The organism is Streptomyces sp. NPDC002838 (assembly GCF_040295365.1).
Taxonomy (GTDB): Bacteria; Actinomycetota; Actinomycetes; order Streptomycetales; family Streptomycetaceae; genus Streptomyces.
Map to the genome: position 1 here is coordinate 43,520 of NZ_JBEOVF010000038.1, position 15,015 is coordinate 58,534.

10 protein-coding genes are annotated in these 15,015 nt (G+C 69.8%); 3 read left to right on the forward strand and 7 right to left on the reverse strand.

Features of this window, described 5'->3' with window-relative positions:
• Together hemW and ABT063_RS36325 are read right to left on the reverse strand one after the other, a co-directional pair.
• The gene (gene hemW / locus ABT063_RS36320; RefSeq protein ID WP_351064499.1) at window positions 1-1,233 is read right to left on the reverse strand and encodes a radical SAM family heme chaperone HemW; all 1,233 of its coding nucleotides are present in this window, start codon (window positions 1,231-1,233) and stop codon (window positions 1-3) included.
• Between the two features lie 27 nt (window positions 1,234-1,260).
• Window positions 1,261-3,342, reverse strand: coding sequence for a SpoIIE family protein phosphatase (locus ABT063_RS36325; RefSeq protein WP_351064501.1), 2,082 nt, complete (start codon window positions 3,340-3,342; stop codon window positions 1,261-1,263).
• Between the two features lie 102 nt (window positions 3,343-3,444).
• Here ABT063_RS36325 and ABT063_RS36330 point away from each other — a divergent pair, with 102 nt between their 5' ends.
• Entirely contained in the window at window positions 3,445-7,611 is a 4,167-nt protein-coding gene (locus ABT063_RS36330; protein ID WP_351064503.1) for a HAMP domain-containing protein, read from the forward strand.
• 14 nt (window positions 7,612-7,625) lie between these two features.
• Window positions 7,626-8,201: a response regulator gene (locus tag ABT063_RS36335; RefSeq protein WP_351064505.1), complete on the forward strand. Its 576-nt coding sequence runs from the start codon at window positions 7,626-7,628 to the stop codon at window positions 8,199-8,201.
• A gap of 100 nt (window positions 8,202-8,301) precedes the next feature.
• Here ABT063_RS36335 and ABT063_RS36340 read toward each other — a convergent pair whose 3' ends face one another.
• Together ABT063_RS36340 and lepA are read right to left on the reverse strand one after the other, a co-directional pair.
• Window positions 8,302-10,176, reverse strand: coding sequence for an AMP-dependent synthetase/ligase (locus tag ABT063_RS36340; RefSeq protein ID WP_351064507.1), 1,875 nt, complete (start codon window positions 10,174-10,176; stop codon window positions 8,302-8,304).
• Between the two features lie 276 nt (window positions 10,177-10,452).
• Window positions 10,453-12,321, reverse strand: coding sequence for a translation elongation factor 4 (gene lepA, locus ABT063_RS36345; RefSeq protein WP_351064508.1), 1,869 nt, complete (start codon window positions 12,319-12,321; stop codon window positions 10,453-10,455).
• Window positions 12,322-12,551: 230 nt separating this feature from the next.
• Between lepA and rpsT the strand changes: the two genes are divergently transcribed.
• Window positions 12,552-12,818 (forward strand): 30S ribosomal protein S20, encoded by a 267-nt coding sequence (gene rpsT, locus ABT063_RS36350; protein ID WP_351064510.1) that lies wholly within the window; start codon window positions 12,552-12,554, stop codon window positions 12,816-12,818.
• 203 nt (window positions 12,819-13,021) lie between these two features.
• Here the strand turns inward: rpsT and ABT063_RS36355 are convergent, their stop codons facing one another.
• The 3 genes from ABT063_RS36355 to ABT063_RS36365 form a co-directional block, all read right to left on the reverse strand.
• Window positions 13,022-13,417 (reverse strand): nuclear transport factor 2 family protein, encoded by a 396-nt coding sequence (locus tag ABT063_RS36355; RefSeq protein WP_351064511.1) that lies wholly within the window; start codon window positions 13,415-13,417, stop codon window positions 13,022-13,024.
• Window positions 13,418-13,525: 108 nt separating this feature from the next.
• A complete protein-coding gene (holA, locus tag ABT063_RS36360; protein ID WP_351064513.1) occupies window positions 13,526-14,512 on the reverse strand; it encodes a DNA polymerase III subunit delta in 987 nt (328 codons plus the stop codon).
• Window positions 14,513-14,737: 225 nt separating this feature from the next.
• The gene (locus ABT063_RS36365; RefSeq protein ID WP_351064514.1) at window positions 14,738-14,983 is read right to left on the reverse strand and encodes a hypothetical protein; all 246 of its coding nucleotides are present in this window, start codon (window positions 14,981-14,983) and stop codon (window positions 14,738-14,740) included.
• Window positions 14,984-15,015: the final 32 nt, after the last annotated feature.

Here is a 15,015-nt window from a genome sequence, read left to right on the forward strand (position 1 = left end):
TCAGTCCACCAGATCCCTGACCACCGCATCCGCCAACAACCGCCCCCGCAACGTCAGCACCGCACGCCCCTCTCCGTACGGCCCCTCCTCAAGCAACCCATCCCCCAGCGCCCGCCGCGAAGCCGCAAGCCCCTCCGCCCGCAGCAACTCCAACGGCACCCCCTCCCGAAGCCGCAGCTCCAGCAGAATCCGCTCCACCCGGCGGTCCTCCTCCGACAGCAGCTCCCGCCCCGCCCCCGGCGACCGCCCCGCAGCCAGCGCCGCCGCATACGCCCCCGGATGCTTCACGTTCCACCACCGCACCCCGCCCACATGGCTGTGCGCACCCGGCCCCGCTCCCCACCAGTCGGCGCCCCGCCAGTACAGCTCGTTGTGCAGGCAGCGGCCCGCGTCCGAGGTCGCCCAGTTCGACACCTCGTACCAGTCGAAACCGGCCGCCGACAGCGTCTCCTCCGCGATCAGATACCGGTCCGCGTGCACGTCGTCATCCGTCATGGGGACCTGGCCCCGCCGGATCCGCCGCGCCAGCTGCGTACCCTCCTCGACGATCAGCGCGTACGCCGAGACGTGGTCCGGCCCGGCGCCCAGCGCCGCCTCCAGCGACGCCCGCCAGTCCTCGTCCGACTCCCCCGGCGTGCCGTAGATCAGGTCCAGATTCACGTGCTCGAAGCCCGCCGCCCGCGCCTCCGCCACGCACGCCTCCGGACGCCCCGGCGTGTGCGTGCGGTCCAGGACCTTCAGCACATGCTGCTTCGCGCTCTGCATGCCGAAGGAGATCCGGTTGAAGCCGCCCTGCCGGAGCGTGGCCAGATATGCCGGGTCCACCGACTCCGGGTTCGCCTCCGTCGTGACCTCCGCGTCCGCCGCCAGCCCGAACTCGTCACGGATCGCCCCCAGCATCCGTACGAGATCGCCCGCGGCCAGCAGTGTGGGCGTACCGCCGCCCACGAACACCGTGCGCACGGGGCGCGGGTCGTCGCCGAGGGCCTTGCGGGCCAGGCGGATCTCGTCGATCAGAGTGTCCGCGTAGTTGTCGCGGGAGGCGAGGACCCCGCCCGTGCCGCGCAGCTCGGTCGCCGTGTAGGTGTTGAAGTCGCAGTAGCCGCAGCGGGTCGCGCAGTACGGGACGTGCAGGTAGAAGCCGAGCGGGCGGTCGGCGGCCCCGGCGAGCGCGGACGCGGGGAGGGCGCCGTCGTCGGGGACGGGTTCGCCGTCGGGGAGTGCGGAAGGCATGCCTTCATTGTCCAGCACCCACCATGGTTACTCCGCCTGCAGGACCAGCAGCGCCAGGTCGTCCTCCGGCGGCCGCACCCCGAACTCGTGCACCAGCCGCTTGATGCGCTCCGCGATCAGCTCCGCGTCCAGCCCCGCGCACCCCTCCAGCGCCGCCGCGAGCCCGTCCTCGTCGTCGAACTGGCGTGAGCCGCTGCGTCGCTCGGTCACCCCGTCCGTCACACACAGCAGGCTGTCACCGGACCGCAGCTCGAAGGTCTCGCTGGTGTACGTCGCGTCCTCGATGACCCCGAGGAGGGTCTGCGGGCGGGCGGCCGTACGGACCTCGCCGCCCGCCCCGAGGAGCAGTGGCAGGGGATGCCCGGCGGAGGCGAGGGTGCAGCGCACGCCGCCGTCGAAGGGGGCCAGCTCGCCGTAGAGGAGGGAGAGGAAGCGGGTCTGCGGGCCGTCCCCGGAGGCCGTCGGCCGGCCGCCCGCGGAGGCCAGTGCGCGTGCGGCGGCGTCCGCGGCCTCCGTCGCGTCGTCGAGGAGCAGCTGGTTGAGGCGGTCGAGGACGTCGGCGACGCGGTAGCCCTCGCGGGCCAGCAGCCGCAGCCAGGGCCGGGCGAGGCCGATCACCACGGCGGCCTCGGGTCCCTTGCCCTGGACGTCGCCCACGGCGAAGCACCAGCGGCCGTCGCCGGCCGGGAAGAGGTCGTAGAAGTCGCCGCTGGGCCCGCCCTTGTCGCACGGCTCGTAGACCAGGGCGCTGCGCATCCCGGGGATCTCGGCGACCGCGCCGGGCAGCAGTCCGCGCTGCAGTACGGCGCTGATGGTGGCCTGCCGCGCGTACTGGCGGGCGGCGCCGATGGCGAGCGCGACCCGGCGGCTGAGGTCCTCCACGAGCCCGGTGATCTCGTCGGGGAACCGGTCGGGTCCGGACCGTCCGATGACCAGCGTGCCGAGCGGGCGGCCGCCGGCCGTCAGCCGGTAGGCGAGCGCGCAGCCGTACGTGCCGTGCGGGCCCAGCGCCTCGCCGGGCCAGGGGAAGGGGGCGGGTCCGGACCGTAACGTGTCGAGCGGGTGCGGCCGCTCCTTCTCCAGGGCCCGGCGCAGCTCCTCGATCCGGTTCTCGCTGCTGTGCCAGACCCGGGAGAGCCGCGGCCCGGTGCCGCCGGCCCCGTCGGCCGCCCAACCGCCGCGGCCCGTGACCTCGTCCTCCAGCCACACCGCGCACCAGTCGGCCAGCCGGGGCACGATCAGCTGTCCGGCGAGAGCGGCCACCAGGTTCTCGTCGAGCTGCCCGGCGAGCAGGTCTGAGGCCTCGGCGAGGAAGGACAGGGCGCCGCGGCCGAGCCAGTCCCGGTCGCGCTCGGCACGATGGGGGTACCCCCGCTCGGGCACGGTCGGGAGTGGGGGCGGCTCGGGGGCGAGTATCTCGGCGACGCGCAGCCCGCGCTCGAGGGCGCGCTCCCCCGCATACGCCTGGATCCCGTCGGCGGCCTCCTTGCCCTCGGCGGGCAGCCGTGCCCACACCGTCTTGGCGCCGGTGCGGTAGGTGATGCCCCAGGACTCGGCGAGCGCGGCGACGAGCCGCAGGCCGCGCCCGTACTCCGGGGTGTCGTACGGCGGCTCGGCGGGGCCGTCGCGCGGGGCGCGTGAGGGGTGGTGGTCCAGGACCTCGACGACGAGGGCGCCGGTCTCCGGCTCCAGCCGGCAGCCCAGCTCGACGTCGGTGCCCGCGTGCACGATGGCGTTGGTGACGAGTTCGCTGACCACGAGCAGGGCGTCGTCGGCCAGGCGGTCGGTGAGGTGCTCGGCTCCGGGCAGGCCGCGTTGGGCCCACTCGGCGAGCGTGGCGCGCAGGAGTGCGCGGGCGGCGCCGGGCGCGAAAGGGCTTCCGGGCAGGGTCGCGTGCGCCTCGGCGCGTGGGTGTGCGTCGGCGCGTGGTGGTACGTCGGCGCGGGCGTGCGCCTCGGCGTGCGCGGGCAGGTCCGCGGGCACGTCGGCGCAGGCGCGCGCGGGCGCGTCGGCCTGTTGCTGCGCCTCGGCGGGCGGGCGCGCGCCCCCCGGCCCAGGCGCACCAGAGGCACGGGAAACGGTCTCCCGTTGCGTCGGAATGGGCCCCATGGACAGCTCCCCGAGCGGTTCGTACGAATACGCCTCAGTCGATGCCGACAGAGTGACAGACTGGCCCCGCCCATAAGCGCCGAGTTACCGAAGTGGGCCGCCATGAGTGAGAACAGTGCTACGCGTGTGCTCGAAGACGGACAGAAAGACGGTCAGATTCGAGCATCCGATCTGCGTCCCCTGCTCGCCGCGATGACCGCCGCCCGGGACGGCGACTTCTCGAAGGTGCCGGAGACGGGCCACGGGATGGTGGCCGAACTGACCGCTGTCTTCAACCAGATCATGGACCGCAGCACCCACTTCAACACCGAAGTACAGCGTGTCAAGCGGGAGTTGGTACGGCACGGCCGCCTCGACGAACGGCTCTCGGCGAGCCCGGGCCAGGGCGCGTGGACGTCCCGGGTCAACGATGTGAACCAGGTGCTCGACGCCCTGGTGGCCCCGGCGGCCAACGCGACCCGCGTGCTGGACGCGGTGGCCGGCGGCGATCTGACCCAGCGGGTCGATCTGCACGACGGCAGCAGGCAGTTACGCGGCGACCTGCGGCGTCTGGGCCGGGCCGTGAACAAGATGGTGGACCAGCTGTCCCTGTTCACGGGTGAGGTGACCCGGGTCGCCCGCGAGGTCGGCACCGAGGGGCGGCTCGGCGGCCGGGCCAAGGTGCGGGGCCTTTCGGGCAGCTGGCGGGACGTGACCGAGGCGGTCAACACGATGGCGTCCCGGCTGACGGCCCAGGTGCGCGACATCGCCCTGGTGACCACGGCGGTGGCCCGCGGCGATCTGACCCGCACGGTCACGGTCGAGGCGACCGGCGAGCTGCTCGAACTGAAGCTGACGGTCAACACGATGGTGGACCAGCTGTCCGCCTTCGCCGACGAGGTGACGCGGGTCGCCCGCGAGGTCGGTACGGAAGGTCAGCTGGGCGGCCGGGCCCAGGTGAGAGGCGTCTCCGGCGTCTGGAAAGACCTCACCGACAACGTCAACTTCATGGCCTCGAACCTGACCTCGCAGGTCCGCAACATCGCCCAGGTAACCACGGCCGTCGCCAACGGCGACCTGAGCCAGAAGATCACGGTCGACGCCCAGGGCGAGATCCTGGAGCTGAAGTCCACCATCAACACGATGGTCGACCAGCTGTCCGCCTTCGCCGACGAGGTCACCCGCGTCGCCCGCGAAGTCGGCACCGAAGGCAACCTCGGCGGCCGGGCCCAGGTGAGAGGCGTCTCCGGCGTCTGGAAAGACCTCACCGACAACGTCAACTTCATGGCGGACAACCTGACGTCGCAGGTCCGCAACATCGCCCTCGTCTCCACCGCCGTAGCCCAGGGCGACCTCGGCAAGAAGATCACGGTGGAGGCGAAGGGCGAGATCCTGGAGCTGAAGTCCACCATCAACACGATGGTCGACCAGCTCTCCGCCTTCGCCGACGAGGTCACCCGCGTGGCCCGCGAGGTCGGCACCGAAGGCAACCTCGGCGGTCAGGCCCAGGTCCGTGGCGTCTCCGGCGTCTGGAAGGACTTGACCGACAACGTCAACTTCATGGCGCTGAATCTCACTTCTCAGGTACGGAACATCGCTCAGGTGACGACCGCCGTCGCCAACGGCGATTTGTCCAAAAAGATCACGGTCGACGCCCGCGGCGAGATCCTCGAACTCAAGGACACCGTCAACACGATGGTCGAGCAGTTGCGCGCCTTCGCCGACGAGGTGACACGCGTGGCCCGCGAGGTCGGCACCGACGGCCGGCTCGGCGGCCGGGCCCAGGTGCTGGGCGTCTCCGGGGTCTGGCGGGACCTGACGGACAACGTCAACTACATGGCCGACAACCTCACCTCGCAGGTCCGCAACATCGCCCAGGTGACCACGGCCGTCGCCAACGGCGATCTCTCCAAGAAGATCGACGTGGACGCCCGCGGCGAGATCCTGGAGCTGAAGACGGCCATCAACACGATGGTGGACACGCTGTCGTCGTTCTCCTCCGAGGTCACCCGCGTGGCCCGCGAGGTGGGCTCCGAGGGCCAACTCGGCGGCCAGGCGCGGGTCGAGGGCGTGTACGGCACCTGGAAGCGCCTGACGACGAACGTGAACGAGCTCGCCTCCAACCTGACCACCCAGGTCCGCGCGATCGCCGAGGTCGCCTCCGCCGTGGCCCAGGGCGACATGTCCCGCTCCATCACGGTGGAGACGCAGGGCGAGGTCGCCGAGCTGAAGGACAACATCAACCTGATGGTGGCCAACCTCCGCGAGACGACCCGCGCGAAGGACTGGCTGGAGTCGAACCTCGCCCGTCTGGCCGCCCTGATGCAGGGCCACCGCGACCTGATGGAGGTCGCCGACCTGATCCTGCGCGAGCTGACGCCCCTGGTGAACGCCCAGTACGGCGCGTTCTTCCTGGCCGACCCGGACGAGGACGGCGCGGCCCTGCACATCCCCGCTCCCGCGAAAGGGCTCGCGTTCATCGCGGGCTACGGCTCCGCACAGGGCGCGACCGTGGAGACCGGCGGCCTCCCGGTGCACGGCCTGGTCCGCCAGGCGGCCCGCGAGAAGAAGCGGATCCTCGTCGAGGAGGCCCCGCCGGACTACATCAAGATCAACAGCGGTCTCGGCGAGGCGGCGCCCACCAGCGTGGTCATCATCCCGATCCTCTTCGAGGACAAGCTCCTCGGCGTGATCGAGCTGGCGTCCTTCTCCCGCTTCTCCGACGTCCACCTGGCCTTCTTCGACCAGTTCGTGAACACCATCGGCGTCGCCATCAACACCATCATCGCCAACTCCCGTACGGAGTCCCTGCTCGGCGAGTCCCAGCGCCTGGCCACGCAGCTCCAGGAACGCTCGGACGAACTCCAGAAGCAGCAGGCGGAGTTGCAGCGCTCGAACGCCGAGCTGGAGGAGAAGGCCGCCCTGCTGGCCACCAGTTCCCAGTACAAGTCGGAGTTCCTGGCGAACATGTCGCACGAGTTGCGTACGCCTTTGAATTCCCTGCTGATCCTGGCGAGGCTGCTGTCGGACAACCCGGACGACCACCTCTCCGACCAGGAAGTCCAGTTCGCGACGACGATCCACCGCTCGGGCTCGGACCTCCTCCAGCTGATCAACGACATCCTCGACCTGTCGAAGATCGAGGCGGGCCGGATGGACGTACGCCCCAAGAGGCTGCCGTTGATCAAGCTGCTGGACTACGTCCACGCCACCTTCCGCCCGCTCACCCTCGACCGGGGGCTCGCCTTCGAGGTCGCGGTCGGCGAGGACGTACCGCGCGAGATGTACTCGGACGAGCAGCGCCTCCAGCAGATCCTGCGCAACCTCCTGTCCAACGCGATCAAGTTCACCGCGACGGGCCGGGTCGAACTGCGCGTGAACCGCGTGCAGGACCCCGAGCACCACTACGTCCAGGGCAGCGACGAGTTGGTCGCCTTCGCGGTCTCCGACACCGGCATCGGCATCGCCCCCGAGAAACTCCCGGTGATCTTCGAGGCGTTCCAGCAGGCCGACGGCACGACGAACCGCAAGTACGGCGGCACGGGACTGGGGCTGTCCATCAGCCGCGAGATCGCGGGCCTGCTGGGCGGCCGTATCGTCGCCGAAAGCGAGCCCGGCAAGGGTTCCACCTTCACGCTGTACGTCCCTGTCGTCAGCCCCGGTCACGCGGCGACGGGCCCGGTCCCCGAGGAACGCCCCCTGCCGGTGCCGGACGACCTGTCGGCCGAGCCCTTCCCGACCACCCACGACATCCACGACGGCCACGACGGCCACGACGGCCACGACACGGACGACACCTGGCCGACGCCGACGAAGCTGGAGGCGTGGAAGTCGGGCCGGGCGGGGCGGGTCCTCCCCGGGCGCCGGGTGCTGATCGTGGACGACGACATCCGCAACGTCTTCGCCCTCACCCATGTCCTGGGGCGCGTCGGCATGCCCGTCCTCTACGCGGAGAACGGCCGCGAGGGCATCGAGACGCTGGAGCGCAACCCGGACGTCGAACTCGTCCTGATGGACATCATGATGCCGGAGATGGACGGCTACGAGACCATCGCCGCCATCCGCCGCACCCCGCGCTGGACGGGCCTGCCCATCGTCGCGCTGACCGCGAAGGCGATGCCGGGAGACCGCGAGAAGTCCATCGCGCGGGGCGCCAACGACTACGTACCGAAGCCGGTGGACGTCGACCAACTGCTGACCGTCGTCTGCGCACTCCTGGACCCCGAGGGCGTGAAGGCCGCGGAGCGCGCCGACGTCGAGGAGGCTCCGGTCGCGCCGACGGACGACTGAATGAGGCCAGTCACATGAGCACTGAGGCAACGACCGACGAGCGTGCCGGCATCCTCCTGGTCGACGACATGGAGGACAACCTGATCGCCCTGGAGGCCGTCCTGGGGTCCCTCAACGAACGGCTCGTCCGCGCACGCTCGGGTGAGGAGGCGATGAAGGCACTGCTGCGGCAGCAGTTCGCCCTCGTCCTGCTCGACGTGCGCATGCCGGGCATGGACGGTTTCGAGACCGCCGCGAACATCAAACGGCTCGTTCAGACCAAGGACGTCCCGATCATCTTCCTGACCGGAGCGGACGACGACTCCGGCTACGCGTTCCGCGGCTACGCGACGGGGGCGGCCGACTATCTGACCAAGCCATTCGATCCGTGGGTGCTGAGGGCGAAGGTGAGCGTGTTCCTGGACCTGCACCGCAAGAGCCGGCAGTTGGAGCGGTTGCTGGCCCAGAAGCGGTCCTACGGCGGGGAGTTGACCACTCGGCTGTCAGCTCTGGAGGCCCAGTTGACCGAGGCCGACCCACCGGACATACCGGCACTGCGGAAACAGGTCAGCGAGATACGCCGGCTGGCAGCCAGAGGGGGCGTGAACTGACCCCAAGGGGCGCGGGGCTGTGTCGATGTGCGGCTCCGCCGCGTGGGCGCGACCAGCCACGAACCACCCGCAGCCGCCGAACAGTCCCCCGCGCCACCCCCTACGCCTCGCGTGAACCGGCGTACATCTCATCGATCAGATGCTTGTACTCCCGCTCCACAACCGGCCGCTTCAGCTTCAGACTCGGCGTGATCTCCCCGTGCTCCACATCGAGATCCCGAGGCAGCAACCGGAACTTCTTGATCGTCTGCCACCGCTGCAAGCCCTCGTTGAGCTGCTTCACATACCCGTCGACCATCTCGACCGTGGCCGGCGCGGCCACGATCTCGGCGTACGACTTGCCCTCCAGCCCGTTCTCCTTCGCCCAGGCCTGAATCGACGCCTCGTCGAGGGCGATCAGCGCGGTACAGAAGTTCCGGTCGGCCCCGTGCACCAGGATGTTGGACACATACGGGCACACCGCCTTGAACTGCCCCTCGACCTCGGCCGGCGCGATGTACTTGCCGCCCGACGTCTTGATGAGGTCCTTCTTCCGGTCGGTGATCCGCAGGTACCCGTCGGGCGACAGCTCACCGATGTCCCCGGTGTGGAACCAGCCGTCCTGCTCCAGAACCTCCGCCGTCTTCTCGGGCAGCTTGTGGTACCCCTCCATGATCCCCGGCCCGCGCAGCAGGATCTCCCCGTCGTCCGCGATGCGAACCTCCGTACCGGGCAGCGGCTTGCCGACCGTGCCGGTGCGGTACGCCTCGCCGGGGTTCACGAAGGACGCCGCGGACGACTCGGTCAGCCCGTACCCCTCCAGGATGTGGATCCCGGCGCCGGAGAAGAAGTACCCGATCTCGGGCGCGAGCGCCGCACTGCCGGACACGCACGCCCGCAGGTTCCCGCCGAACGCCTCCCGGATCTTCGCGTACACCAGCGCGTCGGCGACCTTGTGCTTCGCTCCGAGCCCGAAGGGGACGGAGGCCGTCCCGGTCCGCCGGAAGTTGTCCTGCGCGACCTTGGCGTACTCGCGGGCGACCTCCGCGGCCCACTGGAAGATCTTGTACTTGGCGCCGCCGCCCGCGCGGGCCTTCGCGGCGACCCCGTTGTAGACCTTCTCGAAGATGCGCGGCACGGCCGCCATGTACGTCGGCTGCACGACCGGCAGATTCTCGATGATCTTGTCGACACGGCCGTCGACTGCGGTGACGTGCCCCACCTCGATCTGCCCGGACGTGAGCACCTTGCCGAAGACGTGCGCGAGCGGCAGCCACAGGTACTGCACGTCCTCGCCGCTGATCAGGCCGGTCGCGGCGATCGCCTTGGCCATGTACGCCCAGTTGTCGTGCGGGAGCCGCACGCCCTTGGGCCGCCCGGTCGTGCCGGAGGTGTAGATCAGCGTCGCGAGCTGGTCCTTGGTGATCGCGCCGACCCGCTCCTTGATCAGGTCGGGGTCCTTCTCCAGCCGGGCGGCGCCGCGGGCCTCCAGCTCGGCGAGGGTGAGGACCCAGTCGCCGGTCTCCACGTCGGCCGGGTCGATGACCACGACATGGGTGAGGTCGGGCAGCTCGGCGCGCTTCTCCCGCGCCTTGGCCAGCTGCTCGGCGTTCTCCGCGATGAGCACCTTGCTCTCGGAGTCCGACAGGATGAACGCGGACTCCTCCGCGTTGGTCTGCGGGTAGACCGTGGTCGTGGCGGCACCGGCGCACAGGATGCCCAGATCGGCGAGGATCCACTCGACCCGGGTGGAGGAGGACAGGGCTACCCGCTGTTCCGGCTGCACGCCGAGCTCGATCAGGCCGGCCGCGACGGCGTAAACCCGCTCGGCGGCCTGCGCCCAGTTCAGCGACTTCCAGTCGTCCGGTCCTTGACCGGAGGCGGGAGGCACGGGATAGCGATATGCCTCGGCGTCCGGTGTGGCCGCCACGCGCTCCAGGAAGAGGGCCGCCACGGTCGGCGGACGGTTCTCGATCAGTGTCTGTGTGTCGCTCACGACATCCTCCGGGGCCCGCGACGACGCGGCTGGCTCAGTGCGGCTGGTTTCACTCACGCGCTTATCACTCACGCGCTCTTGTTTAACTCGCGAGTAACTATCGAGCAGGGATCAGAGTAAAGGGCGACCGCCTGCCGCGTAAGGGTCCGCGCCCTGTCATTTCCAAACAGAGAGCGACCTTACGCACGCGTAGGGGCCCGCCGCGCTTTTGTACGACAGACCCCTGTTGTACCCGGTTTGCCGGGGTAACCCGCGGTAGCACGCGGCCGCGAGCCGCTACTTCTTGCTCTTGCCCGACCCCGCGCTGTCATCACTGCTCAGGACGGCGATGAAGGCTTCCTGCGGAACCTCCACGGAACCCACCATCTTCATCCGCTTCTTGCCTTCCTTCTGCTTCTCCAGCAGCTTCCGCTTACGGGAGATGTCACCGCCGTAGCACTTGGCCAGGACGTCCTTGCGGATGGCGCGGATGGTCTCGCGGGCGATGACCCGGGAGCCGATGGCGGCCTGGATGGGCACCTCGAAGGCCTGCCGCGGGATGAGCTCGCGCAGCTTGGCGACGAGCCGCACACCGTAGGCGTACGCCGCGTCCTTGTGCGTGATCGCGGAAAAGGCGTCCACCTTGTCGCCGTGCAGCAGGATGTCGACCTTGACCAGGCTGGAGGTCTGCTCGCCGGTGGGCTCGTAGTCCAAAGACGCGTACCCACGCGTCTTCGACTTCAGCTGGTCGAAGAAGTCGAAGACGATCTCGGCGAGCGGGAGGGTGTAGCGGATCTCGACCCGGTCCTCGGAGAGGTAGTCCATGCCGAGCAGGACACCGCGCCGGGTCTGGCACAGCTCCATGATCGAGCCGATGAACTCGCTCGGCGCCAGGATGGTGGCGCGCACGACCGGCTCGTAGACCTCCGAGATCTTCCCCTCGGGGAACTCGCTCGGGTTGGTCACGGTGTGCTCGGTGCCGTCCTCCATGAGGACGCGGTAGACCACGTTCGGCGCGGTGGCGATGAGGTCGAGCCCGAACTCGCGCTCCAGCCGCTCGCGGATCACGTCGAGGTGGAGGAGGCCGAGGAAGCCGACGCGGAAGCCGAAGCCGAGGGCGGCGGAGGTCTCCGGCTCGTAGACCAGCGCGGCGTCGTTGAGCTGGAGCTTGTCGAGGGCGTCGCGCAGCTCGGGGTAGTCGGAGCCGTCCAGCGGATACAGACCCGAGAAGACCATCGGCTTCGGGTCCTTGTAGCCGCCGAGCGCCTCGGTCGCCCCCTTGTGCAGGGTGGTGATGGTGTCACCGACCTTGGACTGGCGGACGTCCTTCACGCCGGTGATGAGGTAACCCACCTCGCCGACGCCGAGGCCGTCGGCGGGCAGCATCTCCGGCGAGTTGGTCCCGATCTCCAACAGCTCGTGCGTGGCGTTGGTGGACATCATCCGGATGCGCTCGCGCTTGTTGAGCTGCCCGTCGATGACACGGACGTACGTCACGACACCGCGGTAGGAGTCGTAGACCGAGTCGAAGATCATGGCCCGAGCGGGCGCGTCGGCGACACCCACCGGCGCCGGGACCTCCCGGACCACCTTGTCGAGCAGCGCATCGACACCTACGCCGGTCTTGGCGGAGACCCGCAGCACGTCGTCGGGGTCGCACCCGACGAGGTTGGCGAGCTCCTCGGCGAACTTCTCCGGCTGCGCGGCCGGCAGGTCGATCTTGTTGAGTACGGGGATGATCGCGAGGTCGTTCTCCATCGCCAGGTACAGGTTGGCGAGGGTCTGCGCCTCGATGCCCTGGGCGGCGTCGACGAGGAGGATGGTCCCCTCGCAGGCGGCGAGCGACCGCGAGACCTCGTACGTGAAGTCGACGTGACCCGGGGTGTCGATCATGTTGAGGATGTGCGTGTTGCCCGGGTCCTCGGTGGGCGCCCAGGGCAGACGCACGGCCTGAGACTTGATCGTGATGCCGCGCTCACGCTCGATGTCCATGCGGTCGAGGTACTGAGCACGCATCTGCCGCTGCTCGACCACTCCGGTCAGCTGGAGCATCCGGTCGGCGAGCGTGGACTTGCCGTGGTCGATGTGCGCGATGATGCAGAAGTTGCGGATCAGAGCCGGGTCGGTACGGCTCGGTTCGGGCACATGGCTAGGGATCGCGGGCACGCAGGGTCCTGATTCTTGAGGCGTCCGCAGTGTCTGCGGTCTCGGGTCGGATCGATACGTAGCCTCCATGGTCCCACGGGCCGGGCCGTGCGACCGGTTTGGGCCGGTAGGAAGAGGACTGGTAGCCTGGGTGGCTGTGCCTCATGCCCTCTCAGCAGGAGGCACGTCTTCAAGAAATCATCGGCACGGGACCCATGCGGCCCCGTGCCTGAACCTGTAGAGGCTCATTCGTGGCGAACATCAAGTCCCAGATCAAGCGGATCAAGACCAACGAGAAGGCCCGGCTGCGCAACAAGGCCGTCAAGTCCTCCCTGAAGACCGCGATCCGCAAGGCCCGTGAGGCCGCTGCCGCGGGTGACGCCGAGAAGGCCACCGAGTACCAGCGCGCTGCCGCGCGTCAGCTCGACAAGGCCGTCTCGAGGGGCGTCATCCACAAGAACCAGGCCGCCAACAAGAAGTCGGCGCTCGCTTCGAAGGTCGCGTCCCTCAAGGGCTGAACTCCTTCTTTGATCTGATCGCCGGAAGGACCCAGGGCGGGCCCTCTCTCATCCGCCCCCGACCGGCACCCCGGAGCCACGCGCGGCCTGCGTTCGCCACGCGGGCGTGGCCCCAGCAGCTTGAAGCGAAGGCCCCGGCACCTCGCCCTTCCCCAGGGCGGGTGCCGGGGCCTGCGGCTTGTCCTCTGCTGCCCAGCGCGCGTTTACGACCAGAAGTCGTTGGCCTTGTCGATGTCCTCGACGCACTCGTCGAGGTCGCTGATCTTGTCTCCGACGATCCGGAAGACGATGCCTCCGTTCTCATCGATGTGCTTGTCGCCCCGGTCGGCGGTGAAGCGATGCACGGAGACGGCGTGCCCGCGGCCGTCGACGAATACATTGCGCAGCTCGGCCCGGAACGACTCGCCCGTCTCCGAGGAGAGTTTGCCGTACAACTCGATGACCGAGTCGACTCCCTTGTAGTCCCCCGAGAGCGGGTGGGAGCCGGGTACATGGTGCGTGCAGTCCCCGGTCATCATGCCGCGCAGGGTGTCCATGTCTCCGCGCTGGAAGGCTTCGTAGCCCTTGCGGACGAGCGCGGCGTGCGGGTGTTCAGCCATGGCGATCGTCACCTTTCCTGATCCGGCGGTGGACGGCTGACAAGCACGATTCTCCTCCGCTGGGCAGGAAGGGCCACTGGATCACCTCGAGGTGGCGGCCCTGGGTGGCTACCGTCCCCTGGACCGGGCCGCCCGCGCGATGGTCACGACGGCCTTCTCCAAGGCGTACTCCGGATCGTCCCCGCCGCCCTTCACCCCCGCGTCCGCCTCGGCCACGGCCCGCAACGCGACGGCCACCCCGTCCGGCGTCCACCCCCGCATCTGCTGCCGCACCCGGTCGATCTTCCACGGCGGCATCCCGAGCTCCCGCGCGAGATCGGCCGGCCGCCCGCCACGCGCCGACGACAGCTTTCCGATGGCCCGCACGCCCTGCGCCAGCGCGCTCGTGATCAACACCGGGGCCACCCCCGTCGCCAGCGACCACCGCAACGCCTCCAACGCCTCGGCGGCCCGCCCCTCCACGGCCCGGTCGGCCACGGTGAAGCTCGACGCCTCGGCGCGCCCGGTGTAGTACCGCCCGACGACTGCCTCGTCGATGGTCCCCTCGACATCGGCGACCAGCTGGGACACGGCCGACGCCAGCTCCCGCAGATCGCTGCCGATGGCGTCCACGAGCGCCTGGCAGGCCTCGGGCGTGGCGGACCTGCCCACCGCCCGGAACTCCCCCCGCACGAACGCCAGCCGGTCCGCCGGCTTCGTCATCTTCGGGCACGCCACCTCCCGCGCCCCCGCCTTGCGCGCCGCGTCGAGCAGGCCCTTCCCCTTGGCCCCGCCCGCATGCAGCAGCACGAGCGTGATCTCCTCGGCGGGCGCCCCGAGATACGCCTTCACGTCCTTGATCGTGTCGGCCGACAGATCCTGCGCATTGCGTACGACGACGACCTTCCGCTCCGCGAAGAGCGACGGGCTGGTCAGCTCGGCGAGCGTCCCGGGCTGCAGCTGGTCCGGGGTCAGGTCACGTACGTCCGTGTCGGCGTCGGCGGCCCGAGCGGCGGCCACCACCTCCTGCACGGCACGGTCGAGCAGAAGGTCCTCCTGGCCCACGGCAACGGTCACCGGGGCGAGAGGGTCGTCATTCGCAGTCTTCCTGGCCATCGCGTAAAGCATCCCATGGGCCACTGACAACGACGGCGGCCGCCGTCGGCGTAGCTACGGTCGACCGACCCGTCGCTGCCGCGGGCCGCCGCAACTGCGGGCAGTCGCGTGCCACCGCAGCCGATCCGGGTTAGCTGCGGGAAGTCGTGCCGCTGGGGCGGCACGGGTGGGCGCAGCGGCACCCCGCAAGCGCCGGGCTGCGCGACCCGCCCCCGCCCCGCAGCGCTACGGCTCCTCCCGCCACCCCTCCCACTCCCCCACGAACTCGTCCAGTTCCCCCGGATCCAGCCGCTCCCCGTCATCCCGCAGCACAACAAGCCACTGCGCGTCCTCCGCATCGTCCTCACCGGCCAACGCATCCCGCACCAGCCGCGGCTCCTCCTCGATCCCGAACCGCTCCCCGAGCGCCTCCGCCACCTCCTCCGCGGCATTACGGTCGGGCAGCACCAGCACATGTCTCACATCACTCACGCAGCCATTTTCCGACACCCCGCACCACCCCC

Coding starts and splice junctions, on each gene's coding strand:
- hemW (WP_351064499.1), bottom strand. CDS start 1,233: ATGCCTTCCGCACTCCCCGACGGCGAACCCGTCCCCGACGACGGCGCC.
- ABT063_RS36325 (WP_351064501.1), bottom strand. CDS start 3,342: ATGGGGCCCATTCCGACGCAACGGGAGACCGTTTCCCGTGCCTCTGGT.
- ABT063_RS36330 (WP_351064503.1), top strand. CDS start 3,445: ATGAGTGAGAACAGTGCTACGCGTGTGCTCGAAGACGGACAGAAAGAC.
- ABT063_RS36335 (WP_351064505.1), top strand. CDS start 7,626: ATGAGCACTGAGGCAACGACCGACGAGCGTGCCGGCATCCTCCTGGTC.
- ABT063_RS36355 (WP_351064511.1), bottom strand. CDS start 13,417: ATGGCTGAACACCCGCACGCCGCGCTCGTCCGCAAGGGCTACGAAGCC.
- holA (WP_351064513.1), bottom strand. CDS start 14,512: ATGGCCAGGAAGACTGCGAATGACGACCCTCTCGCCCCGGTGACCGTT.